This window comes from Virgibacillus sp. L01, from assembly GCF_052246775.1.
Lineage (GTDB): Bacteria > Bacillota > Bacilli > Bacillales > Amphibacillaceae > Lentibacillus.
On record NZ_JBQQCP010000001.1, the window covers coordinates 375,655 to 400,110 of the forward strand.

Consider the following 24,456-nt stretch of genomic DNA (forward strand, 5'->3'; position numbering starts at 1 on the left):
TTATTTTGTTACAACGGATTCTAACGGCTGACTTAATTGAAACGTATCATGCAGCAAATTTACTGTTTTAGTAAGATCCATTTCGTGAATTAATATGCCAATCGTTGTATGACTAGCTGCTGATTGGATGATTTGAACACCCATTTCAGCAAGTTTTCTTGCTATTTCAGAAGTAGCAGGCGTTTTTGGAAGGCCATTTCCAACCACAGCTACCTTCGCGCAATTTTCAACTATTTGCGGCTCGTAATCCAAATTCTTTAGGATAACTATTACCGCCTGTTTATTCACATTTAAAATGGTAAACAGTATTTCAGTTTGGGATGTGTCTGAAAAGTCAACAGAAATTCCTGCTTCTGACAATTTCTTAAAAACTTTAGTTTGATGCTCTTCCCTTTCAACCGCTATTTTAATATGGGTTAACCCTGCCTTATGCGCAATCCCGGTAATTGATTGATCAGATCCTGAGTTGGTAATAAACGTTCCATTCTCTATTGCATAAGTTGAACGTACATGTAATGGAACACTTGCCTCTTCAGCAATTTCTACAGCTCTTGGATGAATTACTTTTGCTCCTTGATTTGCTAAATTGCAGCAATCTGAATACGTTACATTTTTTAACGGTCTTGCGGAATCAGCTACTCTTGGATCTGCCGTCATGATCCCATTAACATCTGTGAAAATTTCAACACCTTCTGCATTTAGAGCCACCCCTAATGCTGCTGCAGTCGTGTCACTTCCACCCCTGCCAATCGTCGTAATCTCTCCATCAGTTGTTTGCCCTTGAAAACCTGCAACGACTACAACATCGAAGTTATTTAGATCTTTTTCTAGGCGGGTCGTATCCACACTCTCAATCTCCGCTTGTGTAAAATCTGCTGTTGTCGTGATGCCAGCCTGCCCGCCAGTAAGTGCAGTAGAATTTATATGATTTTTTTGCAGTTCACTTGATAAAACAATACTAGCAATTGTTTCCCCGCACGACATCAGCAAATCCATTTCACGCTTGTTTTGAGAAGGTACAGATCCACCTACAAGACTAAGCAATGTGTCCGTAGCATAAGGGTCTGGACTGCGCCCCAATGCTGACACAACCACCACCAGTTTATACTGTCTTTCAACTGCATTTTTAATATGCGAAATCACTTTAGAAATGCTCTCTTGTGACTGTAATGAGGTTCCTCCAAATTTCTGAACTAAAACTGTCATCTCGACCCTCCCTAAATTACTGTACTTTTTTTAAAATTGTCTTTTCCGCAATTGAACTGGAGCCTCCCAGGACAAAATTAAAAAAGACCCTTCTCTTCCCATAATCCTGCATAAATTCAGAATTAATGGGGAGAAAAGAGTCTACTTTTCACGGTTCCACCCAGGTTTATAGCAATCTCGCGACTACTACCTTGTGAAGCTGCCTAACAGCCCGCTTTGATAACAGGTGCATGTGAATACACCTGACCAAGTCTAATAGGTGAACCCGTTCAACTTAGCACTCGGAGATGGTATCGGAACAAATTGCACTTCCGGGTTTCCAGCAATCCCCGGATCTCTGTTAATGCAACTTACATGTTCCTTCGTTCTCGTCAATGAGTTAATTTTATTCTTTTATAGGATGTGCATTTCATTTATTGAATATTTGATATTGCCGATAATCATATAACGTTTTACGCAGTTGGTCAACAGCTTTTTCTAAATTTTTAATATCTTTTTCTGCAAAATCTATTGGTATGCGCTTGCATCCTGTGTCGTATAAGGAAAACTGTATAATATTACATTCTTGTTACATTGCTAATGTCGACAGCACAGAAACCCAATGATAAATATTGACAAAATCCGGGAAGTGACAGGCAACTATATTTATTCAGTCACATTATTTCTGGTTCGGTATATTTTAATGTAATGATGATGGTATACTAATTTAGAAAAATACACACTAGGAGGTTCCCACATAATGAGCAACTTCCCAATTTTCGATGGGCATAACGATACACTTCTGAGTCTTCATTTACCTGAAGAAACGAAAGAACGATCATTCTTCAAAGAGAGCACTATTGGACATATCGATTTTCCCCGAGCTAAAAAGGGCAATTTCGGTGGTGGTTTTTTTGCAGTATGGACGCCTAATGACGGCTATGAAGTTAATCCTGAAGACCATGTAACATCAGATGGATATGATATACCACTTCCACCACCAATTAAACATAAAAAAGCATTGTCCAACACAAATACGTTTGCTGCTGGCTTGTTTCGACTCGAGAACGAATCGGACGGAAAGTTTAAGGTTGTTCGTAACGCAACTGAACTTTCACATTGCCTTAATAACGACATCATGGCGGCTGTGCTTCATATAGAAGGCGCTGCAGCCATTGACACAAATTTTGATACACTGCACGTGTTATATAAAGCTGGACTGCGCTCACTAGGAATCGTTTGGAGCAGACCAAATGACTATGGTGAAGGTGTTCCTTTTCGCTACCCATCCTCCCCTGACATCGGGGATGGACTTACTGAGGCCGGCAAGCAGCTTGTTCGTGAATGTAATAAACTTGGCATCATGGTCGACACCACACACTTGAATGAAAAGGGATTCTGGGATGTTGCACAAATTTCAGACGCACCTATCGTAGCAACACATTCTAATGTACATGCACTTTGTCCAATATCACGTAATTTGACAGACAAGCAGTTAGAAGCTGTTGCAAAATCAAATGGTGTAGTTGGTATCAATTATGCGGTGAACATGCTTCGCGAAGACGGTGGAACTGACACAGATATTTCGCTGGATTTGATTGTTCGCCATGTCAGCTATATAGCTGAAAAGTTCGGTATAGACCATGTAGCACTCGGATCTGACTTTGATGGCACAACCGTACCAGATGAACTCAAAGATGTTACTGGTTTACCAAAACTTGTTGAACGACTAAAAGCGCATGGATTTAACGACAATGAATTACAAAAAATCACCAATGGAAACTGGGTCCGGGTACTGAGCGAAACGTGGGAATAGGTGGCGAGGAGGCGCCTGTCACTTCCCGGTTTTTGTCAAACTTTGTCGAATACACAAATATCTACTAAAACAAAGCAGCCGTCATATAATCGCGGCTGCTTTCTATATTACTTATTAAATATCCCTAATCTACCAATACGCTCTACCGCTTCCTCCAGTCGTGCCTCTGAATCCAGCAGGCCAACACGTACGTAGCCTTCCCCCTTTGACCCAAAACCATTTCCGGGAGCAACAACTACATGCGCTTTTTCCAGCAATAAATCAGCGAATTCCTCTGAGGAGTAACCAGCCGGGACAGGCAGCCAGGCAAAGAAAGTACCTTTTGGCGCATCAGCTTCCCAGCCAATCCTATCCAATGCAGCAATGAAGCGCTCTTGACGATTTGCATATGTATCAACCAAGTATTGCGCTGCGGTCTGATCACCATTCAAAGCTTCTGCTGCAGCTTCCTGTACAGCTCCAAATAAACTGACATACATGTGATCCTGCACAAGATTGATGCTCTCAATAACAGACGGATTCCCTACAGCAAAAGCAATGCGCCATCCAGCCATACTATAGGCTTTTGATAACGTATAGATCTCTACCCCAACATCTTTTGCACCAGCTGATTGCAGAAAACTAACTGGCTTCTGCTCCTCAAATCCAATTGTCGCATAGGCAAAATCATGCACAACACAAAAATCATGCGCATTCGCAAGATCAATCGTTTCATCAAAAAATTCTTTAGTTGCGGTTGCTGCAGTTGGATTGTTCGGATAGTTTAGAAACATCAGCTTCGCCCGTTCAAGGTCAACCTGACTAATCTCGCTGTAATCAGGCAAAAAACCATTTTCCCTAAGCAGTGGCATGAACGCTGTATCAGCATCAGCCATTGCCGTTCCAGACATGTAATCCGGATATCCCGGGTCAGGCAGCAATGCCAAATCACCCGGATTCAGCAGGCACTGACTCAATTCCACAAGCCCTGCTTTTGCCCCAAACAAAATAGCTACTTCTGTTTTAGGATCTACCGTTACTCCATACTCCCTCTGGTAAAATTCTGCTACAGAGTCTTTTAAATACTGGAATCCCTGAAAAGGTGTATATTTATGATTTCTCGGTTTTTCTGCAGCCTCCTGCAATGCTGCCACTATATGTTCAGGCGTTGGCAAGTCCGGGTTTCCCTGTCCCATGACAATAACATCATGACCCTGTTCCTTGATGGATTGCGTCTTTTTCACCAGCTTCGCAAAAAACTGCTCAGGCAACCGCTTCAGCATATCTGATTGTTCAAATTCCCTCACACGAACCACTCCCCCAATCCCAGTTTAAGTTTTATCGTAACGATGTTTCCCGGGATTGTAAAGGGAGCCCACAATAAATTTATGATGCGAATATCCTTTGTTCTCCCGCTAATTTTTGAATCATCGGAAGCATTCCAATATCCAAATTACCACCACTGACGACTACACCTAAATTTCTAGAACGAATTTTGTCATGATATTTAAACAGTGCTGCCAGTGACGCAGCTCCTGCCCCTTCCATCAAGGTTTTATTACGTTCCAGCATATAAACAATTGCTGAGGCGATTTCTTCATCACACACTGTCACAATGTCATCGACATATTTTCGAATAACCGGTAATGTATGTGTCCCCGGTTGTTTCACTGCAATACCCTCTGCTATAGTTTGAACAGATGTAAGTTTTTCAGTTTCATTACGATGAAAACTTTTATGCATGGCAGCTGCTCCACTTGCCTGCACACCGATCACTCTAATATTGCGATTAATATGTTTTGCTGCTGTCGCGATACCGCTAATTAATCCGCCACCGCCAATTGGCACCAAAATCGTGTCAATTCTGTCTTCCTGACGCAGCATTTCCATCGCAATAGTTCCTTGCCCTGCCATAACGTCATAATCATCAAATGGATGTATATACGCCGCTCCAGTTTCTGCTTTTCTTTCTAATGAAGCTTCGAATGCCTCTTGGAAAGATTCTCCTACAAGAACAACCTCTGCTCCATATGCCTTTGTGGCATTGATTTTTGCAAGTGGCGTTCCTTCTGCCATAAATATTGTCGTATGCACTCCCAATTTAGCTCCTGCATAGGCTACACCTTGTGCATGATTTCCTGCCGATGCAGTAACCACGCCATTTTGCAACTGTTCCTTTGGGAGCTGCATTAGTTTAAAGGTTGCTCCTCTAAATTTGAACGCACCTGTTTTCTGCTGATTTTCCATTTTAAAATATACGTTTTTCCCGACCATTTGATTGGTGGTAGACGAGGTTAGTAACGGTGTGCGATGGACAAATGGCTCGAGCCGCTTCCATGCATTGTAAACCGTTTCGCCAGTTAAGAAATTCCCAAGGTTTACACTCCTTTTTTTATAAAACTGTTTTTTTGTTTAATGCCACGAGGGAAATATACTCGCTTTCCCCTTATGCTGCTTTCTCAAGTTTCTAAATACTGGTTGAGTGCTTAGCTTCGTTCCGGCAGAATACTTCGCTTTCCATGGGCACGACCTCAGCCTCCTTGCCCCGGCAAGGGGTATGCCGACGTTGTCCGCAAAGGACGGTCTTAGTCGGCCTTCATTTAATTGCTTCTTCCGGGGTATTCGGAACGTGCTGTTCCCATAGGAGTCTGCGTATTCTGCCTCCACTGATAAAGATGTCATAACTAGAAGCTGAAGTTTCCCCTATGGCTATGCAGTCATTGTGAAAGCGAATATTTTGCCACAGCTGGAATTTTAAAGAACTGCACGTTTCTAAAATATTAATTTTAAGGCTAAAGTAAGCAAAATCCAGCGTAGGAAATACACGGAGACTCCTGCGTGTCACCGGCTAAAACCGGTCACGTCCTGTGACCAACGCCGATACTAGAACGTCCTGTTCGTCGAAGCAACAGCTGAAGATCCCGCAGTAAGCGGTTTTTGCTTCCGAGGAATCTGAAGCGTTGCCCTAAGGTGCGCGAAGTGTATTTCCGAAGCAGTATATTATGTCACAATCTACAGATTTTTGTTAAATAGCAACATTCTTTCAGAAAACAACCTAGGATATGATTACACTCATCTGCCCTCAAATGCAGTAATTTTAGCTTCATGATGCAACGTAAGGGCGATGTCGTCCCAGCCATTTAACAGCTTTTCTTTGTGGTAATTATCAATCGAAAATGGAACAGTTCGTTTATCATCTACAATCTGCTGGTTTTCCAAATCCACTTGCAAGTAAAGTGCTGATTCTTCCGCCTGTTTCATCCATTCACTCACCTGTTCCTCATCCATTTGCACTGGAATAATCCCATTCTTTAAGGCATTATTGTAGAAAATATCGGCAAAACTTGGGGCGATAATTACCCGAAATCCATAATCCAACAACGCCCATGGTGCATGTTCACGTGAAGATCCGCACCCGAAATTTTCACCGCCCAGCAAGATAGAGGCATCCGCATATTCATTCTTATTCAAAATAAAATCCGATCGTTGATTGCCATCATCATCGAATCGCCAATGATAAAAAAGAAATTGACCAAATCCGGTTCGTTCGACACGTTTCAAAAACTGTTTTGGGATAATCTGATCTGTATCAACATTTGTACGATTTAATGGAAATACTTTTCCAGCATGCTTTTGAATTGCTTCCATAATCACTCACCTCCTATTTCAGTGCCCCTGCATATTGACGTACATCCACGAAATGTCCTTCAATCGCAGCAACAGTCGCCATTTCCGGACTGACTAGATGAGTCCTGGCACCATTTCCTTGTCGTCCCTCGAAGTTGCGGTTTGACGTTGATGCACACCTTCCACCAGGAGGAACAATATCATCATTCATAGCTAGACACATACTGCAGCCAGCTTCTCGCCATTCAAATCCAGCTTCCTTGAAAATAAGATCAAGTCCCTCTTCTTCTGCTTGCCATTTCACTTTAAATGATCCTGGAACAACAATTGCTCTAACTTTTGGATTCACTTTTCTACCTTGAATAACGGATGCAGCTTTTTTCAAATCACCCAATCGTGAATTGGTACAGGAACCGATAAACACATGATCAATTTCAATTGAAGTGATTGGCTGATTTTCCTGCAATCCCATATACTGCAATGCCCGCTCCAAGTCCTCTTTATGATCTACATCATCTGCTGACGGAGTGGAACCATTTACTGGCACACACATACCAGGATTTGTTCCCCAGGTTACTTGCGGCTCAACTTCAGCTGCCTTAATTGTTACGGCCTGATCATAGGCTGCGCCTTCATCAGTAGCGAGCTCTAACCACTCACCAGCAAGCTGTTCAAATTCCTCTCCTTCAGGTACATGAGCCCTGCCGCGCAGGAATTCAACAGTTTTTTCATCCGGACTGATCAACCCAGCTCTTGCTCCTGCCTCAATCGACATATTGCAAACAGTCATCCGACCTTCCATAGACAAGTTTTGAATTGCCTCTCCGGTATACTCGATTACGTATCCTGTGCCGAACCGAACACCATATTTCCCGATAATCGCCAAAATTAAATCCTTCGCTGTCACACCTGGACCTAGATCACCATCCACATGGACATTTAGCGTCTTTGGTTTTTCCTGCCATATTGTTTGTGTTGCCAAAACATGCTCGACTTCACTAGTTCCAATCCCAAAGGCTAATGAACCAAAAGCACCATGTGTAGAGGTATGGCTATCCCCACAAACAATCGTTTTACCCGGCTGTGTCAACCCAAGTTCCGGACCAATCACATGGACAATCCCTTGATCAGGATGGTACATATCTGCAAGGGTAATACCAAAGTCCATGCAGTTCTTTTTTAACGTTTCCATCTGTTTTACTGAAATTTCATCCTTCATTACATCACGATTTTTCGTTGGTACGTTATGATCCATCGTTGCATAAGTCAGATCCGGACGACGTACTTTGCGATCTGCCAGCCGTAATCCTTCAAACGCTTGCGGCGAAGTAACTTCATGAACAAGATGCAGATCAATATACATAAGACTTGGTTTACCTTCTTCATCATGCACAACATGTTTATTCCAAATTTTTTCTACAATCGTTTCAGGCATTCCCATTCAGAATACCTCCTCTCGCTTTAAAAATATGAACTGCAAATACTGTCTGAAACACTTTTAGTGGTAATATTTTCAATAATTGCCTCAGTCATCTCGGAGGTACCAATAAGCTTCCCGCCTTCTCTATTCAAATCAGCTGTATGATAGCCTTCGTTTAACGTATCATTTACAGCTGACTCAATCTCGGCAGCCTCCTCTTCCATGTTAAAAGAATGGCGAAGCATCATAGCTGCTGACAGAATCATTCCTATTGGATTGGCCATCCCGCGACCTGCAATATCAGGTGCAGAACCATGAACTGGCTCGTATAGACCGACACCATCTGAACGTACACTTGCGGACGGCAGCATCCCAAGCGATCCAGTTAAAACAGATGCCTCATCACTTAAAATATCGCCAAATAAATTCTCTGTAACCATGACGTCAAACTGGTCAGGACTTGTAACAAGCTTCATTGCTGCTGCGTCTACAAGCAAATGATCCACTGTTACATCCGGGTACTGCTGCCGCTTTTCCTCAACAACTTCCCGCCAAAGACGGCTTGATTCCAGTACATTTGCTTTATCCACAGAAGTTAAATGCTTACGTCGCTTTTGTGCACTTTGGAATGCTTTATCAACAATCCGTTCAATTTCATAACGCTGGTAATAAAGTGTATCAACAGCCGCCTGCCCATTTTCTCGCCGTTCACTTGGCTGCCCAAAATACAGACCACCTGTTAATTCACGAATGATTAAAATGTCACTGCCACTGATAACTTCCTGTTTCAGTGGAGAAACATGCTCTAATGCCGGAAAACTTTTGATTGGCCGCAAATTTGCAAACAAACCCAATTGCTTCCTGATGCCAAGTAATCCTTTTTCAGGCCGCTTATTTGCCGGGAGATCATCCCACTTCTTTCCCCCAACAGACCCTAGCAATACAGCTTCAGCCTGCTGGCAAGCCTTGATCGTATCATCCGGCAGCGGGTTGCCATAGCGGTCAATCGCATCTCCACCTATAGCATGTTCATGAAAAGCAAAACGGTGGCCGTATTCGGTAGCAACCGTATTCAGTACTAACTTCGCTGACTCCATCACTTCTTTGCCAATACCATCTCCTGGCAGCAAAACAACCTGTTTATTCATTTAATATCCTCCTTTTACAGCCTCTTCTTTTGGCTTTGATATATGATATTGAATCATGTAGCGGTTCACCGCATTTAAAAATGCATTTGCCGATGCCTCAACAACATCCTGTGCAGTTCCACGTCCATTCATTGATTCTCCATTTACCAAAAGCTGCACATGTGATTCAGCAAGCGCGTCTTTTCCGCGTCCGACTGAGTTCAGTTGAAAGTCAACTAATTGTAATTCCTGTTCAATTAAGCTATCCAATGTGTTATACAGTGCTTCAACACTTCCCTGACCTGTACGAGCTTCCTGAACCTTATTCCCTTCAGGTGTCGTCAATGATACTGTTGCTGTAGGAATATTCGCTGTACCATATTGCACCTGGAACATTTCCATTTGATACTTAGCAGCACCGGATTGATCTGTTTGTATTTCCATTAGTATGGTAAAAATATCATCGTCGGTAACTTCTTTTTTGCGATCAGTCAGTTGTTTAAACTGGTAGAATGCCTTTTTCAGGTTCTCCTCAGCAAGCTCAAATCCTAGTGTCTTAACTTTATCCTGGAACGCGTGACGTCCGGAATGTTTTCCAAGGAATAGTGTATTTGACTGCACTCCGACCATTTCCGGTGTAATAATTTCGTATGTTTCTTTATTTTTTAAAACGCCGTCCTGGTGGATACCTGCTTCATGTGAAAATGCGTTGCGGCCGACAACCGCTTTGTTTGCCTGAACGAACATCCCTGATAACTTCGCGATAAGATCACTCGTACGCTTTATCTCGTTCAGTTTCAGTCCAGTTGTATATGGATAATGATCTGAGCGTATTTCGAATGCTACAGCCAATTCCTCTAATGATGCATTTCCGGCGCGTTCGCCAATACCGTTTATCGTTCCTTCAACCTGGGTAGCACCGTTTTCCACAGCAGCGATTGAATTGGCAACCGCCATCCCCAAATCATTATGACAGTGACAGGATAAATCAACCTGATCGATATTTGGAACTGTTTCTTTAATAAATTGGAAGAGCTCCCCATATTCTTTTGGTGTCGTGTACCCGACAGTATCCGGTAAATTAATTACTGTAGCGCCAGCATCAATCACTTGCTCAATAATCTGTGCAAGAAAATTCCAGTCTGACCGCGAAGCATCTTCAGCTGACCACTCCACTTGCGGAAACTTCTCTCTTGCATATTTCACGATATCCACCGCAGTTTCAATCACTTGCTCAGGTGTTTGTTTCAGCTTATAAGTCATGTGAATTGGTGATGTTGCCAAAAAGATATGAAGACACGGTTCCTCTGCATATTTCAGTGCTTCCCATGCTGTGTCGACATCTGACTTTACTGCTCTTGCAAGTCCCGTAACCGATGTTCCTTTGATAGTTTCAGCAATTGCTTTTACAGCTTCAAAGTCACCCTGGGAAGAAGCAGGAAAACCTGCCTCCATCCGGTCAACACCCAATTTTTCAAGCTGTCTGGCGATTTCCAGCTTTTCAAGTTTATTCAAATTTACTCCCGGTGATTGTTCGCCGTCTCTCAATGTCGTATCAAAAATTTTAATTTGTGACATGCACATTCACATCCTTTTGTTTTTCTTTTGTTGCTTGTAATGGCTGTTTTACAAAAGGCATTAAATCACGGAGCTCCTTTCCAACTTTTTCAATCGGATGCTGGTTTTCCAAAGCATTGATTGCATAGAATTGAGGACGGTTTGCCTTATTTTCCAAAATCCATCCTTTAGCGAATTCACCTGATTGAACTTCGGAAAGCACTTCTTTCATGCGGGCTTTTGTTTCATCGTTGATGACTTTTGGCCCTGAAACAAAATCACCCCATTGCGCGGTATCAGATACTGAGTAACGCATGTTTTCAAGTCCACCTTCATACAGCAGATCCACAATCAGTTTCACTTCATGCATACATTCAAAATAGGCAACTTCAGGCTGATACCCTGCTTCCGTCAACGTTTCAAATCCTGCTTTGATTAAATTTGTAAGGCCGCCGCAAAGTACTGCCTGCTCCCCAAACAAATCCGTCTCTGTCTCTTCCTGAAATGACGTTTCAAGAACCCCTGCTCTTGCTGCACCAATTCCTTGAGAATAGGCAAGTGAAAGCCCCTTGGCATTGCCTGTAACATCCTGGAAAACACCATACAATGCTGGTACTCCAGCGCCTCCCTCGTACGTCCGGCGAACCAGATGTCCTGGGCCTTTTGGAGCAACAAGGAAAACATCAACATCTGACGGTGGGACAATTTGATTAAAATGAATATTAAATCCGTGCGCGAATGCCATTGCATTTCCTGCCTGCAAGTTCGGTTTAATGCTTGCTTCGTAGACCTCTGTCTGATGCTCATCCGGCAGCAGCACCATTACAACGTCTGCAGCCTTAACCGCATCAGCGACTGAATAAACTTTAAACCCGTCAGCCTCTGCTTTTTGCTGTGATTTCCCTGGTCTAAGTCCAACCACAACATCATACCCGCTCTCTCTAAGGTTTAATGCATGTGCATGCCCTTGTGATCCGTAACCTACCACCGCGATTTTCTTTTCCTGTAATACCTGCTTATCGATTTCTTTTTCATAATATACTTTTGCCATCTGAAACATCCTCCTCAAAGTTTTTTAATTTATCCATTTTTAAACTGGAAACGAATTAATTTCGGTTACCTGCTGTGGCTGCTGTCCTCTCAGGAATGCAGTTACACCAGTTTTAGAAAGCTCTTTAATCCCGTATGGCCGTAATAATGAAATTAACGCTTCGACCTTATCAGGCTTGCCGGTCACCTGTATCGTCAGGCTTTCCCGGGAAACATCGATGATGGATGCCCGAAACGGTGTAATTACTCCTTGAATTTCTGCACGCAATTGGCCGCTTCCTTTCACCTTTATCAATGCTAGTTCCCTTGCAACAATCGCCTTTTCTGTAATATCCGATACTTTCAAAACATCAATTTGTTTGTTGAGCTGTTTGGTCAGTTGCTCCAGTTTCTGATGATCGCCTACCTCAACAACAAAGGTCATTTTCGATATACCTTCTGTTTCGGATGCACCAACGGATATACTTTCGATGTTAAATTGCCGCTTATGCATCATCCCGGTTACCCGGTTTAGTACGCCACCACGATTCTGAACCGTTGCACTTATGATTCGTCTCATTTTGTCACCCCTACCATTTCATGAATCCCTTTACCTGGGGCAATCATCGGATACACATTCGATAATTGAACAACCCGGCAATCAACAACAACCGGACCTTCATATGCAAAAACTTCCTGCAATATTTCTGTTACATCAGCTTCCTTATCAACCTTCATCCCGCGAATCCCGTAACTTTCAGCTAGTTTTACAAAATCAGGATTTGATGAAAAAACTGATTCAGAGTAGCGTTCCTCATAAAAGCTTTCCTGCCACTGCCTCACCATTCCAAGTGCCTCATTATTTACAATGATCACTTTAACTGGCAGGTCCTGTTCTTTTATCACTGACAGTTCCTGGAAAGTCATCTGAAAGCCGCCGTCACCTACTAACGCAACAACGAGATCCTCCGGTGCGCCGAGCTGTGCACCAATTGCAGCCGGAAATCCGAATCCCATTGTTCCAAGACCTCCTGATGTCACCCAACGATTTGGTTTTTCCATCGTATAAAACTGTGCCGCCCACATTTGATGCTGTCCGACGTCAGTTGTAACAATTGCTTTTCCTGAGGATTGTTTATATACCTGTTCTATCAGCCATTGTGGCGATATTTCTTGATCCGACTGTTCATACCACAAAGGATAATTCGATTTATTTTCCTGCAGTTTTTCCAACCAAGGTTCATGGTGATGCATGGATGAATCCGCCTTTTCCAGTAACATTTTCAACGCTTCATTCGCATCAGCTACGACAGGAATTTCCGTGTTAATATTCTTGCCGATTTCAGCAGGGTCAATATCAATATGAGCAACCTTGGCATTCGGTGCAAAATGTTTCAAATTTCCAGTTAAGCGGTCATCAAACCTTGCACCAATGTTAATTAATAAATCACTTTCGTAAATTGCCATATTCGCAGCGTACGTTCCGTGCATTCCACCCATTCCCAGCGATAGCCTCTCTGATCCCGGGTAAGTCCCTAGACCAAGTAATGTTGTTACTACCGGAAGTTGATGTTTTTCTGCAAACTGTTTTAAGTTCTCCGATGCATTTGCAAATTGAACACCCGCCCCAGCGAGGATAACCGGTTTTTCCGCACGACTTACTGCGTCAGCTAATTTAACAATTTGTAGTGGATTAGGTCTTTTGGTTGGCTGATATCCAGGTAAATGAAACTCACTGGAAAATGTCTCCGTCGTTACAGCCGCTGATACATCTTTTGGAATATCAATTACAACAGGTCCTGGTCTTCCTGAAGCAGCAATATAAAAAGCTTCTTTTACGACCCTGGGTACCTCAGATACATGTTTTACCTGATAATTGTATTTGGTAATGGGAGTCGTAATTCCCAGTACATCCGACTCCTGAAAAGCATCCGTTCCAATCACACTGCTTGCCACCTGTCCAGTGATTACGACTAATGGCAACGAATCCATCATCGCGTCCGTAATACCTGTTATCAGGTTCGTTGCTCCCGGTCCTGAAGTTGCCATTACAACGCCTGGTTTACCCGTAACTCTTGCATACCCTTCAGCGGCATGAACCGATCCCTGTTCATGCCGTGACAGCACATGCTGAAAAGGTGCTTGACTTCGGTACAACGCATCATAAATAGGGAGTACCGCCCCACCCGGATAGCCGAAAATTGTATCAGCACCAGCCTCTACAAGAGCATTCATCAACACATCAGCCCCGGTCATCTTTTCTGTTGCACTGACCATTTCAGGTTTCGCCTCCACTTTCACTATTGCATGCCTCCTTAAATTATTTTTTATTGAGCTTATCGCCAGCCTATTTGACGAAAGCCTTAATAACACTTGCTTAACAACTAAAAAAAGACCCTTCTTTCCCCACACACCCGCCTTTAAGCAGAATGAATGGGGAGAAAAGAGTCTCTTTTCACGGTACCACCCAAGTTTACAGCATCCTCACGAATCCTGCCTCACTAAGCTGTCAACCAGCCTGTTTTGATAACAGGTATACCCGCGTATACCTGACAGAATCTAATGGGGAGCACCATTGGCACCCTTTCAATCCTGCACTCAGGGACGATGTCAGAACAACATGTAATTCCGGGCTTACAGCAACCCCGGCTCTCTGTAAAAACATGGACCATGTTCCTTTATTCCCATCATCGAGTTGATGATATTATTCGTATCTGAAAATTTGATATTGTCGATAATCTTATACCGTTTCACAGTAAAGGTCAACCACTTTTTTAAATTTTTTTGATACTTTTGATAAGTCAAATAACTTGAATGCGTTTACATTATGATTGCGACAAGAAAATGGTGAATATATTACATTTGTATTACAGCGTAAGGGAGAGTTGTCTGCTATGGGGGGTGAAAATTTTGATATTGGGTTGAAGTTCTCGAAATTTGGTTGAAGTTCCTGATATCTGGTTGAAGTTCTCGATTTCTAGTTGAAGTTCTCCGTATTCGGTTGAAGTTCACATTTAGGTCGATATATTCAGTTTCCGGTTGATAAGCCTTTTTTTCAAGTTGATATCCTCCCATTTCAGTTGATAAACCACACATCTGGTTGATATATCCAATTTCCGGTTGATAAACCAAATTCCAGGTCGATATCCCTCCATTTAGGTTGATAAACCACACATCTGGTTGATATATTCAGTTTCCGGTTGATAAACCAAATTCCAAGTCGATATCCCTCCATTCAGGTTGATAAACCACACATCTGGTTGATATATCCAGTTTCTGGTTGATAAACCAAATTTCATGTCGATATCCCTCCATTCAGGTTGATAAGCCACACATCTGGTTGATATACCCAGTTTCCGGTTGATAAGCCAGATTTCAAGTCGATATCCTCACATTTCGGTTGATAAACCACACATCTGGTTGATATATCCAGTTTCCGGTTGATAAACGTATCCAATCGAAATTCTATAGACTCTTAACCTCCAAAAAAATAACCCCGGTATTACCCGGGGCATCTTACAACTATTTAAAATCAGTTACTGCTCCTTTTGAGGAACAGGAAACCGTGTGAGCATATTTACCTAATACACCTTTTTTGTACATAGGTGGAGCCGTCCATTCATCCTTGCGACGCTGTAACTCATCCTCAGAAATCTCAAATGAAATCTCCTTTTGCTCCGAATCTATCGTAACCAAGTCATTTTCCTGTAAAAGTGCTACTGGACCACCATCCTGTGCTTCTGGTGCAATATGACCTACCACGAGACCATGTGTACCACCGGAAAATCTGCCATCGGTTAACAATGCCACTTTTTCACCAAGTCCCTTCCCAACAAGCAAACTTGAAATTGACAGCATCTCAGGCATTCCAGGTCCTCCTTTAGGACCGACATAGCGGATGACTACAACATCACCTTCAGCAATCTTATTATCACTAATTGCTGCCGAAGCCTCGTTTTCCGTATTAAACACACGTGCCGGGCCGGTATGACGACTGATTTTTACACCAGATACTTTCGCAACTGCACCGCGTGGGGCTAAATTACCTTTTAGAACAATCAATGGACCATCCACACGCTTAGGGTTATCAAATGGCATAATCACTTTCTGATCATCCTGCAATGAAGGTGCCTCAGCTAAATTTTCAGCAACTGTCTTTCCAGTTACTGTCAGACAATCCCCATGCAAATAGCCTTGCTCATGAAGAAGCTTCATAACAGCCTGCACACCACCAGCATTATGCAAGTCTTGCATTACATATCTGCCGCTCGGCTTCATATCAGCAAGATGCGGAACTTTTTCCTGCATTCTGTTAAAGTCATCAATGTTCAAATCAACATCAATCGCATGGGCCATCGCCAGCAAATGAAGAACAGCATTCGTTGATCCGCCCAATGCCATAACAACTGTTATTGCATTCTCAAATGCTTCTTTTGTCATAATATCTTTTGGATAAATACCTTTTTCCAGTAATTGATAGACAGCTTCACCTGCAGCAGCGCAATCATCTGCTTTTTCCTTTGATTCAGCAGGATTCGAGGAACTTCCAGGCAAGCTCATACCCATTGCTTCCACCGCTGATGCCATCGTGTTAGCAGTATACATTCCGCCACAAGCACCTGCACCAGGACATGCATTACATTCAATCGCTTTTAACTCCTGATCATCAATATCCCCGTTGTTATGTTTACCCACTCCTTCAAATACCGACACAATGTCAATATCTTTTCCACCATGGGAACCAGGGGAAATTGTTCCTCCATATACAAAAACAGACGGTACCTCACTATTAGCAATCCCAATCAAACAACCAGGAATATTTTTATCACAGGCACCGATTGCAACAAGCCCATCCAAATTTTCCGCACCAGTAACCGTCTCGATTGAATCAGCAATAAGGTCCCGGCTTGGGAGTGAATAACGCATACCACTCGTGCCCATGGAAATACCATCAGAAACCGTTATCGTATTAAACATAAGTGGAACGCCACCAGCTTCTTTAGCTCCTTTTTTGGAACTAACCGCCAAATCATTCAGGTGAATGTTACAGGGCGTCACTTCACTCCATGTACTTGCAACACCAATCATTGGCTTTTTAAAATCATCATCTGTAACACCAACTGCACGAAGCATCGCACGGTTCGGTGCTCTCAAAAAGCTATCACTGAAAACATTACTCTTTATCCGTAAGTCTTTCCCCATAACCAGCCCTACCTTTCTGTTGTAAAACTATTCTAATAATTTAATATAAAATTCTACCACTAACAGCTGAAAATGAAAAGACATTTTTTTAGAATGTAATTTACGAATAGAGTAGATTCCTACTCAGAAGTGATTGAGCCTTATTTTAATTTTTCATAGATTTCCTTCACCGTAATCAAATCAAAAATTCCTATTCCAACTGACTTAAACAATAACGTTTTGTCCGAAATATTGTCCGGCTGGTGCTGTTCTTTAATCATATTTTCCAGTGACAAAGTATTGTTTTCATTAGCCCCAAAGTGCTTCGCCCGAATCATATCCCCTGATTCGCGGAATGCACTATATGCATCCACATAGAATTCATCTACCGCAGATAGGAAAGAATCAGGAAGTTCCTGCATAGTAGGCTTGAAGGATCCTACTGCCACAACTATTTTTCCTTTCCAATCGGCTGAATCCAAATCAGGTAACACCGGTGTTTGTGATGTTGTTGTTGTGATAACAATATCTGAATTTATGATTAGTTCGGGTAATTTTGCCTCCCGTACCGTTAAATCAGGAAATTCTATTTCTGCTTTTGAAATAAAATCATTTAACTTTTTACTGCTGCGATTATAAACATATACTGTTTCAATTGATCGTACAGCACATGCTGACTGCAAATGGCTCCACCCTTGAGTACCCGTGCCAATAATTCCAATAGAGGTGGCGTGCTGATCTGATAGGTATTTCATCCCCAATCCACCAAGTGCCCCAGTACGTAATGCAGTAATTGGCATTGCATCAAAGGTCATAAGCGGTTCAAGGGTTTTACGATCATAGAGCACCATTAACCCATGTATCGTCGGCTTCTCTAATTTCGAATTATTGGGTGCAACACCTACTAATTTTGTTGCATAGTAATCCCCATAAAATGCCGGCATCAATAACGCAGTGTTATCTTCATCATCAATATGCATCCGATCAGGGGTTATCTCATTACTAAACTTATCCTGCAAATAATAGTTTTCGATCGAGTCTATTACATCTCTCATCGATATTGCTTTATTAATTTCTTTACTTGATAACATAGCATGCATCCTCCTCCGTTTTTCACAATATTATGTATATTACCTTAACATAATTATAAACACCCAGCCTACTTCAGAACAAAGAACAGTAGTGTACAATGTTCGAAACGGCTTGTGTCAAGGCCTGTTATATTATTTATTTTTTTCAGACGATAGATTAATGTGTTTCGGTGGATAAATAATTCCTCAGCTGCTTTACTTATATTCATATTCTTATTGCAGTAGGTGATGAAATCGTGTTTCAGCTCCGAAAATGCATCATCGTTTATAAGCGGTTTCAAGCGTTGAACAAGTATCCTTTGCATATTTAAACCTAGCTGATGTGGAAGCATCTCTATTAATATATCCCAATCAAAATAAGAATAGATTTTTGGTGTAATTAGGGATTCATACGAGAATTTTATAAGCGAATCTGCTTCCCAATAAGATTGAGCTACACGATCCAAGGATGAGCAAATATTTCCCGATGCAATGATTACGTCAGTAAGTTTATATACCCGAAACATTTCCAATAAATAAATGCTATAATCCCTAAATTCATTCATAAACTTTTCTAAGTCTTCTTCACTGGTAGTACACTTTAAAAAAACAATTCTCTCCGTGTTCAAGAATGCACATATATCATGCTTCCCCCCGTTAAATGCACGAACAATACAGTCCAGTATTGTCTTTTTCATTCGCTCTGGTGGGATATGCCTCTGTTTATCTTGCATATTCTTCAATAGATAGTCACCGATATCTATTACAATACATGTTCGCTTCTGATTTGGTTCAATATGAAGCAACTCACAATAATGACTAATCTGTTCATGATTAATAGATTCATTTAACAGAATATACTGGACAAACGATTCCAATGTCATAGCTTCCAAATTTTCAACTTGAACATGGAGTGTTTCCTGCCACATCATCTCTACATATTTTTTTACCAAATACGCATAGGATTCAACCTCTTTTGGATTTCCAATAATACCAAGAACACCAACAGGCTTATTTTCAAAATTAAGGGGAACAGCAACTCCTGGTAGCACATTTTCCATGTAGGTTGTTTTTTCTTCGGTAAATAAAATAACTTTATTAGCTTCGATAACTTCAATTGAGGGTGTATGTATGCTTCCGATTCTTGAAGGATTCGTATCTCCGATGATATAACCTTGTTCGTCACTTACACTAATTGGAAATGGTAAAATTTTTGAGACCGTTTCCACTGTATTTTGTGCGAATTGTACAAAGCCTTCCATCTCAGTTTCCTCCCACTTTTAACCTGTACAAACTAATATTATCACAATATTTAAAATAATAATACACCCTATTCTTCATCTGTATTTTGTGTAAAGTGCCCATAGACTTTACTGAGAATTATACGTTACAAATAGATTGTTAAGAATTATCTAACTATTAATTTGAGGTGATTTAATGAAAAAGACATCTGACATCATTATAATTGGTGGGAGTGTAATCGGTTCGAGTGTTGCTTATAACCTGCTGAATGATGGTTACACAGGCAATATTACAATTTTTGAAAAAGACCCTATATATGAATTTTCCTCAACCCCTAGAAGTGCTGGAGGCATCCGACAGTTATTCACCACAGCAATCAACATTCAAATTAGTCGCTACAGTTTACAACAATACAAAACATTTCCTGAAGACATGGCAATAAACGGTGAGAAAGCTGAAATAGATTTTCAGCAACGAGGCTATTTGTTCTTAGCTAAAAATGAAAATATAGATCAATTGCAAAAGCAAGCGAACTTACAGCATGAATATGGTGTTCCATCTGAGTTCTTAACACGTGGAGAATTAGTAACCATTATCCCTGAATTAAACACAGATGATTTACAAGGAGGGTTGTATTGTGCAGAAGATGGATATCTTGATCCCTATTCGGTTATGCAAGGCTATGCCAAAAAGGCAAAACAGCTTGGGGCGTCCTATGTATATGAACCAGTGGAAACGATTCTAAAAAATGATCAGGGCATTACCGGTGTACAATTAGAAAATGGCGATACCTATCACGCGCCAATCGTTATAAATTGTGCCGGTCCTTGGGCACCAGCATTAAGTGAAACAATAAATTGTCCTGTACCTGTTATTCCATTAAAAAGGCAGATTATCCAGTTTGACATCGCAGAACCTTTAACAAACAAAATACCTTTAACGGTTGATCCTACCGGGGTTTACTTTCGTCATGAAGGTCAAAGTTTAATTGTTGGGTTCTCAGAAAAAGTTAAGCCAGGAATCGATTTTAGATGGTCCCGCGAACTTTTCCTAGAGCAGTTATGGCCAATTCTCGGACATCGGATTGATAATTTTCTATACGCAAAGGTCATCAGTGGCTGGGCAGGAATGTACAGCCATAATACAAAGGACCAAAATGCGATTATCGGTGAACATCCAGAAGTAAATGGTTACTATTTAGCATGTGGGTTCAGCGGGCATGGTATGCAGCAGGCACCAGCTGTAGGTAAAGGTTTATCCGAATTAATCCGTACCGGAAACTATCACACACTTAATTTATCACCACTCAGATTTGAGCGTTTTGCAGAAAATGAATTACTTATTGAAGGTGCAATAGTCTAATCAATAATCACTAAAGAAGGAGGATGATTTAAGGGTTCGAAGTTAAGCTAATCTACAAGATTTATGTAAGCGATTACAATAAATGGAGGGTTAACGAATGAGTATAATTTTAATCGAGTTTATTTTGTATTGTTTAGTCATATTGGCTATTGGTTACTATTTCAGTAAGAAAAGTAAGACACATTCTGATTTTTTACTAGGTGGAAAAAAGTTACCTGGATGGGCACTCGCCTTTTCTGAACGCGCAACTGGTGAATCAGCATGGTTACTATTAGGGTATACCGGTTTCGTATTTATGACGGGATTGTCAGGAGTTTGGGTAGCTGCCGGTATCGCAATTGGTATTTTATTTGCCTGGTTATTCCTAGCCAAAAAATTTATGAGGGAGACCAATAAGTATAATGTCTTAACACTTCCCGATTACCTTGCTGTTCGGTTCGGCGATAAAGCCAATATTATTCGCTGGCTGACAAGTATCCTGATTGCCGGATTTCTAATGTTTTATGTAGGTGCACAAATGGCTGGTGCTGGTAAAATGCTTTTCACGACATTTGGTATGCCTCCCACAGCTGGCGTTATTTTAGCTACTATAATCATAATTATTATTGCATTTGCTGGCGGTTTTATATCAGTTGTTTGGACAGACATGATTCAAAGTATCATGATGTTAATTACATTAGTCGTTTTACCTATTGTCGCACTTATTTACATTAACACAAACGACTTATCAATTAGTCAATCACTTGCTGATGCAGGCAATTCCTACAACCATTGGTTTGGCGGACTAACCGGTTTTGCCGTTGGTGTATTATTCTTCAACAACTTCTCATGGTTCTTTGGATTTCTAGGCGGCCAGCCACAGCTTAGCGCCCGTTTCATGGCACTCAAAAATGATAAAGAAGCTAATCAAGGCAGTGTAGTTGCTATCATATGGACAGTTCTCGCTTATAGCGGTGCATTCCTAATCGGTATCTGTGCAATTGCGATGTACAGTCAGGGATCTTTTGCTGATGTCGAAATCATTCTGCCGACTATGATTCTGGACTTAATGCCCCCTTGGATTGCTGGTATCCTGCTTGCGGGAATTCTGGCTGCAATCATCACTACTGCCGATTCACAGCTAATGGTTGTTACAAGTTCGGTCAGTGAGGATATTATTCACAAAGCAATGGGTATCGATCTGACAGAAAAACAATTAATCTGGATATCACGTGCTTCTGTTGTATTTTTCGGATTAGTTGGAATGACAATTGCGCTCGTGTCGGAATCGTTGCTGTATCTTGTTGTCAGTTGGGCCTGGGCAGGGGTAGGATGTACACTTTCCCCAGCTATCTTAATGACATTTTTCTGGAAACGATACTCAGGTGCTGGTGTAATAGCCACCATCCTGGCAGGCTTAATCTCTACGTTAATCTGGATCAGCACACCACTCGAAGGTATGATCACATCCAAGTTTTCCACCTTTTTCATAGCTTTAATCTTCGGTATTGTGTTTAGTTTATTAATGCCAGATAAGGACGAGAAAATAGAATTAGGTACAACAGAAGAAGCATTGTAATAAATTAGCAGGAGGCAGTGCCTTAGGTGCTGCTTCTTACTATAAGAATCGAACCTCACGCCAAGGAAGTCGCATAAATTAAAATAAATTTTTCACCTGAAAGATGACACTTTTTTTGTTTTAGAATCGATTGTATTGTTAATAGAATTACTTGTTTAATTTAGTTATCCCGATCAGGCAAGATACGTGTAAATCTGGAAAATTACAGGTGCCACGCATTTTAATTCGGAGCCATGTATTCGGTGTACTCCCTGGTGGTAATGTATACATCGATACAACAAGTTCTTGCTGCAGTTCTTCCAGTAAAATAACGGCCTGATTGTCATCTTCAATTCGATCCAATACTCCGGTTGTAATCAGTTCTAAATTGACGTTAGAATTAAGGTCAGAGTTAAACAATGACAGTAAAAATAGCATCACCAGATAATGCTTCCAGACAATATTCATGAGGTGACTCCTTGTTTCACTTTTTTCTATTATGACAAGAAACATTACTTTTTGCACATAACGAAAATTTAAAAACCGAAGCCGCAACTCATACAAAAATTTAGTTTTCCCCTAGATAAAAATCAAAATTTCCCGGACAAAATTAATCTCAAAATTCAATTATGGTCATTTTGTATATAGATTTTCCCGAATAGCTCTGATACGCTTAAGAAAAAGTAACATTAGGCAAATGGAGGGGAAAACTGAAGTGGCCAAAAAATATTTATTTATAATGATTTTCGCTATACTGGTAGCCTGCGGACAAAATCCTGATCAAGGTTCAACTGAGCAACAAACGGTCACAAACCATTCGGAAACAGTAAAAGAATCATTACAAGATAAGGAGAAACCGAAAGAGCAAGATTCAAATCAAAGCGAAACCGATGGGACTTCCGACTCAAAGTCAAATGAAGAACCTAATAAAAAGAGCAATTCTTTATCCGATTTGAAAGTTCACTACATAGATGTAGGACAAGCGGATGCTACCCTTTTTCAATATAAAAGTGATGGTGAGCAATACACTATATTGTTTGATACAGGAGATTGGCAAGGAAATGAAGTGCCTAATTACCTGTCAGCACAAGGTGTCTCTTCTATCGATATACTCATTGTCAGTCATGCTGATGCTGATCATTCCGGGCAATTGGCAGAAGTCATGAACACATTTGATGTTGGTGAAGTTTGGATGTCTGGAAATGAAAGCTCATCACAAACATTTCAACAAGGTATGAAGGCTGTTCTGGCAAGTGACGCGGATTACGATGAGCCAAGAACCGGAGACACATTTGAAATTGGTTCGATGGACATAACCGTTCTCCATCCAGGCAGTATTTCCGGTAACACAAACGAAGAATCCATTTCCGCAAAATTCACATATGGCGACATGAGCTTCCTGTTCACTGGCGATGCTGATCGTGATGGCGAGATGAAAATGATGGACAGCGGAAATAGTGTGAATGCTGACTTTTTACAATTAGGACATCACGGATCTAATACATCCAGTGACCCAGCCTTTATTGATGCGGTAAGTCCGGAAGTAGCCATCTATAGCGCAGGCGCAGATAATCAATACGGACACCCGCATGCTGAGGTGGTTTCACTTATCCAAAATGATGAGATCAAGTTATATGGCACGGATGTTCATGGGACAATTGTTGTAACAACGGACGGAAGCGACTATACCGTTCAGACAAAAGATGACGGCACAATCAGCCCAAGCAGCAGTGGTTCCTCAGATAACTCATCCAATAATGATACAAGTGATCAATCAACTAACACAGAAAAATCGCCAGCAACTGGTGATTGTATCAACATCAACAAAGCATCGTCTGAAGAATTACAGGAAATTATCCATATCGGGCCAGCACGTTCAGAGGACTTAATTAATTTGAGACCATTTCAATCTGTCAGTGATTTAACAGATGTTAGTGGAATCGGCCCATCGCGGATCAACGATATCAAAAGCCAAGGCTTGGCCTGTACAGGAGGATAAATATGAAAGGGATACTTGATCGATTTGAAGATACTAACAAAGCTGTCATACTCATGGAGGAAACAAAGGAAGAAGTAGTCATTCCTGCTGAACTATTACCAGAAGGAAGCAGTGAAAATACGTATTTCAACATGGAAAAAATAAATGATGAGTACCAAATTGTTTCGATTGATGAAGCAACCACGCAAAAGGAAGCTGAAAAATCATCTGATTTAATGGCTAAGTTACGTGCCAAAAACAAGGGGAGTAAGTTTAAGAAGAAATAAATTTTTAAAAGCCGAAATCCATTTAGGTGGGATTTCGGCTTTTAGTTTATTGATCAATA

18 protein-coding genes and 1 pseudogene are annotated in these 24,456 nt (G+C 41.3%); 5 read left to right on the forward strand and 14 right to left on the reverse strand.

The genetic code is table 11. The features are described from left to right. Positions 1-1,206, reverse strand: a complete 1,206-nt coding sequence (gene dapG / locus ACTWQM_RS01750; RefSeq protein ID WP_443256445.1) for an aspartate kinase — start codon at positions 1,204-1,206, stop codon at positions 1-3. Positions 1,207-1,945: 739 nt separating this feature from the next. Between dapG and ACTWQM_RS01755 the strand changes: the two genes are divergently transcribed. After that, positions 1,946-3,001, forward strand: a complete 1,056-nt coding sequence (locus ACTWQM_RS01755) for a dipeptidase (RefSeq protein WP_443256446.1) — start codon at positions 1,946-1,948, stop codon at positions 2,999-3,001. Positions 3,002-3,108: 107 nt separating this feature from the next. On the opposite strand, the gene ACTWQM_RS01760 is transcribed toward ACTWQM_RS01755, so the two are convergent. The 12 genes and pseudogenes from ACTWQM_RS01760 to ACTWQM_RS01815 all read right to left on the reverse strand — a co-directional run bounded on the left by ACTWQM_RS01760 (position 3,109) and on the right by ACTWQM_RS01815 (position 19,253). Next, the gene (locus ACTWQM_RS01760; protein WP_443256447.1) at positions 3,109-4,287 is read right to left on the reverse strand and encodes a pyridoxal phosphate-dependent aminotransferase; all 1,179 of its coding nucleotides are present in this window, start codon (positions 4,285-4,287) and stop codon (positions 3,109-3,111) included. A gap of 79 nt (positions 4,288-4,366) precedes the next feature. After that, a pseudogene (ilvA, locus tag ACTWQM_RS01765) lies at positions 4,367-5,296 on the reverse strand (threonine ammonia-lyase); the annotation flags it as partial. Between the two features lie 756 nt (positions 5,297-6,052). Then, positions 6,053-6,628: a 3-isopropylmalate dehydratase small subunit gene (gene leuD, locus ACTWQM_RS01770; protein WP_443256448.1), complete on the reverse strand. Its 576-nt coding sequence runs from the start codon at positions 6,626-6,628 to the stop codon at positions 6,053-6,055. A gap of 13 nt (positions 6,629-6,641) precedes the next feature. Then, positions 6,642-8,048 (reverse strand): 3-isopropylmalate dehydratase large subunit, encoded by a 1,407-nt coding sequence (gene leuC / locus ACTWQM_RS01775; RefSeq protein ID WP_443256449.1) that lies wholly within the window; start codon positions 8,046-8,048, stop codon positions 6,642-6,644. A 20-nt stretch (positions 8,049-8,068) separates the two neighbouring features. Further along, a complete protein-coding gene (gene leuB / locus ACTWQM_RS01780) occupies positions 8,069-9,175 on the reverse strand; it encodes a 3-isopropylmalate dehydrogenase (protein WP_443256450.1) in 1,107 nt (368 codons plus the stop codon). Next, positions 9,176-10,732: a 2-isopropylmalate synthase gene (locus tag ACTWQM_RS01785; protein ID WP_443256451.1), complete on the reverse strand. Its 1,557-nt coding sequence runs from the start codon at positions 10,730-10,732 to the stop codon at positions 9,176-9,178. Continuing rightward, positions 10,719-11,762, reverse strand: a complete 1,044-nt coding sequence (gene ilvC / locus ACTWQM_RS01790) for a ketol-acid reductoisomerase (RefSeq protein ID WP_443256452.1) — start codon at positions 11,760-11,762, stop codon at positions 10,719-10,721. Before ilvC ends, ACTWQM_RS01785 begins: the two co-directional genes overlap by 14 nt. Positions 11,763-11,801: 39 nt before the next feature. After that, positions 11,802-12,320 (reverse strand): acetolactate synthase small subunit, encoded by a 519-nt coding sequence (gene ilvN / locus ACTWQM_RS01795; RefSeq protein ID WP_092491749.1) that lies wholly within the window; start codon positions 12,318-12,320, stop codon positions 11,802-11,804. Then, positions 12,317-14,041 carry a biosynthetic-type acetolactate synthase large subunit gene (gene ilvB, locus ACTWQM_RS01800; RefSeq protein WP_443256453.1) on the reverse strand — a complete coding sequence of 575 codons (1,725 nt, stop codon included), beginning with the start codon at positions 14,039-14,041 and terminating at the stop codon, positions 12,317-12,319. The genes ilvN and ilvB overlap by 4 nt, the downstream gene beginning before the upstream one ends. Positions 14,042-15,262: 1,221 nt before the next feature. Further along, positions 15,263-16,942, reverse strand: coding sequence for a dihydroxy-acid dehydratase (gene ilvD, locus ACTWQM_RS01805; RefSeq protein ID WP_443256454.1), 1,680 nt, complete (start codon positions 16,940-16,942; stop codon positions 15,263-15,265). Between the two features lie 140 nt (positions 16,943-17,082). Then, complete coding sequence (locus ACTWQM_RS01810; RefSeq protein WP_443256455.1) at positions 17,083-18,012, reverse strand: ornithine cyclodeaminase family protein; 930 nt, start codon at positions 18,010-18,012, stop codon at positions 17,083-17,085. A gap of 68 nt (positions 18,013-18,080) precedes the next feature. Beyond that, complete coding sequence (locus ACTWQM_RS01815) at positions 18,081-19,253, reverse strand: CdaR family transcriptional regulator (protein WP_443256456.1); 1,173 nt, start codon at positions 19,251-19,253, stop codon at positions 18,081-18,083. A 175-nt stretch (positions 19,254-19,428) separates the two neighbouring features. On the opposite strand from ACTWQM_RS01815, the gene ACTWQM_RS01820 reads away from it, so the two are divergent. Both ACTWQM_RS01820 and ACTWQM_RS01825 read left to right on the forward strand, forming a co-directional pair. Beyond that, the gene (locus ACTWQM_RS01820) at positions 19,429-20,595 is read left to right on the forward strand and encodes an NAD(P)/FAD-dependent oxidoreductase (protein WP_443256457.1); all 1,167 of its coding nucleotides are present in this window, start codon (positions 19,429-19,431) and stop codon (positions 20,593-20,595) included. Positions 20,596-20,692: 97 nt separating this feature from the next. Beyond that, on the forward strand, positions 20,693-22,153 hold the full coding sequence (locus ACTWQM_RS01825) for a sodium/proline symporter (RefSeq protein ID WP_443256458.1): 1,461 nt from the start codon (positions 20,693-20,695) through the stop codon (positions 22,151-22,153). Positions 22,154-22,300: 147 nt separating this feature from the next. On the opposite strand, the gene ACTWQM_RS01830 is transcribed toward ACTWQM_RS01825, so the two are convergent. Further along, the gene (locus tag ACTWQM_RS01830; protein ID WP_443256459.1) at positions 22,301-22,600 is read right to left on the reverse strand and encodes a hypothetical protein; all 300 of its coding nucleotides are present in this window, start codon (positions 22,598-22,600) and stop codon (positions 22,301-22,303) included. 229 nt (positions 22,601-22,829) lie between these two features. Here ACTWQM_RS01830 and ACTWQM_RS01835 point away from each other — a divergent pair, with 229 nt between their 5' ends. Beyond that, positions 22,830-24,131, forward strand: coding sequence for an MBL fold metallo-hydrolase (locus ACTWQM_RS01835; RefSeq protein ID WP_443256460.1), 1,302 nt, complete (start codon positions 22,830-22,832; stop codon positions 24,129-24,131). A gap of 2 nt (positions 24,132-24,133) precedes the next feature. Next, positions 24,134-24,397 (forward strand): DUF3006 domain-containing protein, encoded by a 264-nt coding sequence (locus ACTWQM_RS01840; protein ID WP_443256461.1) that lies wholly within the window; start codon positions 24,134-24,136, stop codon positions 24,395-24,397. Positions 24,398-24,456 lie beyond the last annotated feature (59 nt).

Coding starts and splice junctions, on each gene's coding strand:
- ACTWQM_RS01785 (WP_443256451.1), bottom strand. CDS start 10,732: ATGTCACAAATTAAAATTTTTGATACGACATTGAGAGACGGCGAACAA.
- ilvC (WP_443256452.1), bottom strand. CDS start 11,762: ATGGCAAAAGTATATTATGAAAAAGAAATCGATAAGCAGGTATTACAG.
- ACTWQM_RS01810 (WP_443256455.1), bottom strand. CDS start 18,012: ATGTTATCAAGTAAAGAAATTAATAAAGCAATATCGATGAGAGATGTA.
- ilvD (WP_443256454.1), bottom strand. CDS start 16,942: ATGGGGAAAGACTTACGGATAAAGAGTAATGTTTTCAGTGATAGCTTT.
- leuC (WP_443256449.1), bottom strand. CDS start 8,048: ATGGGAATGCCTGAAACGATTGTAGAAAAAATTTGGAATAAACATGTT.
- leuD (WP_443256448.1), bottom strand. CDS start 6,628: ATGGAAGCAATTCAAAAGCATGCTGGAAAAGTATTTCCATTAAATCGT.
- ilvN (WP_092491749.1), bottom strand. CDS start 12,320: ATGAGACGAATCATAAGTGCAACGGTTCAGAATCGTGGTGGCGTACTA.
- ACTWQM_RS01820 (WP_443256457.1), top strand. CDS start 19,429: ATGAAAAAGACATCTGACATCATTATAATTGGTGGGAGTGTAATCGGT.
- ACTWQM_RS01835 (WP_443256460.1), top strand. CDS start 22,830: ATGGAGGGGAAAACTGAAGTGGCCAAAAAATATTTATTTATAATGATT.
- dapG (WP_443256445.1), bottom strand. CDS start 1,206: ATGACAGTTTTAGTTCAGAAATTTGGAGGAACCTCATTACAGTCACAA.
- ACTWQM_RS01840 (WP_443256461.1), top strand. CDS start 24,134: ATGAAAGGGATACTTGATCGATTTGAAGATACTAACAAAGCTGTCATA.
- ACTWQM_RS01815 (WP_443256456.1), bottom strand. CDS start 19,253: ATGGAAGGCTTTGTACAATTCGCACAAAATACAGTGGAAACGGTCTCA.
- leuB (WP_443256450.1), bottom strand. CDS start 9,175: ATGAATAAACAGGTTGTTTTGCTGCCAGGAGATGGTATTGGCAAAGAA.
- ACTWQM_RS01830 (WP_443256459.1), bottom strand. CDS start 22,600: ATGAATATTGTCTGGAAGCATTATCTGGTGATGCTATTTTTACTGTCA.
- ACTWQM_RS01825 (WP_443256458.1), top strand. CDS start 20,693: ATGAGTATAATTTTAATCGAGTTTATTTTGTATTGTTTAGTCATATTG.
- ACTWQM_RS01755 (WP_443256446.1), top strand. CDS start 1,946: ATGAGCAACTTCCCAATTTTCGATGGGCATAACGATACACTTCTGAGT.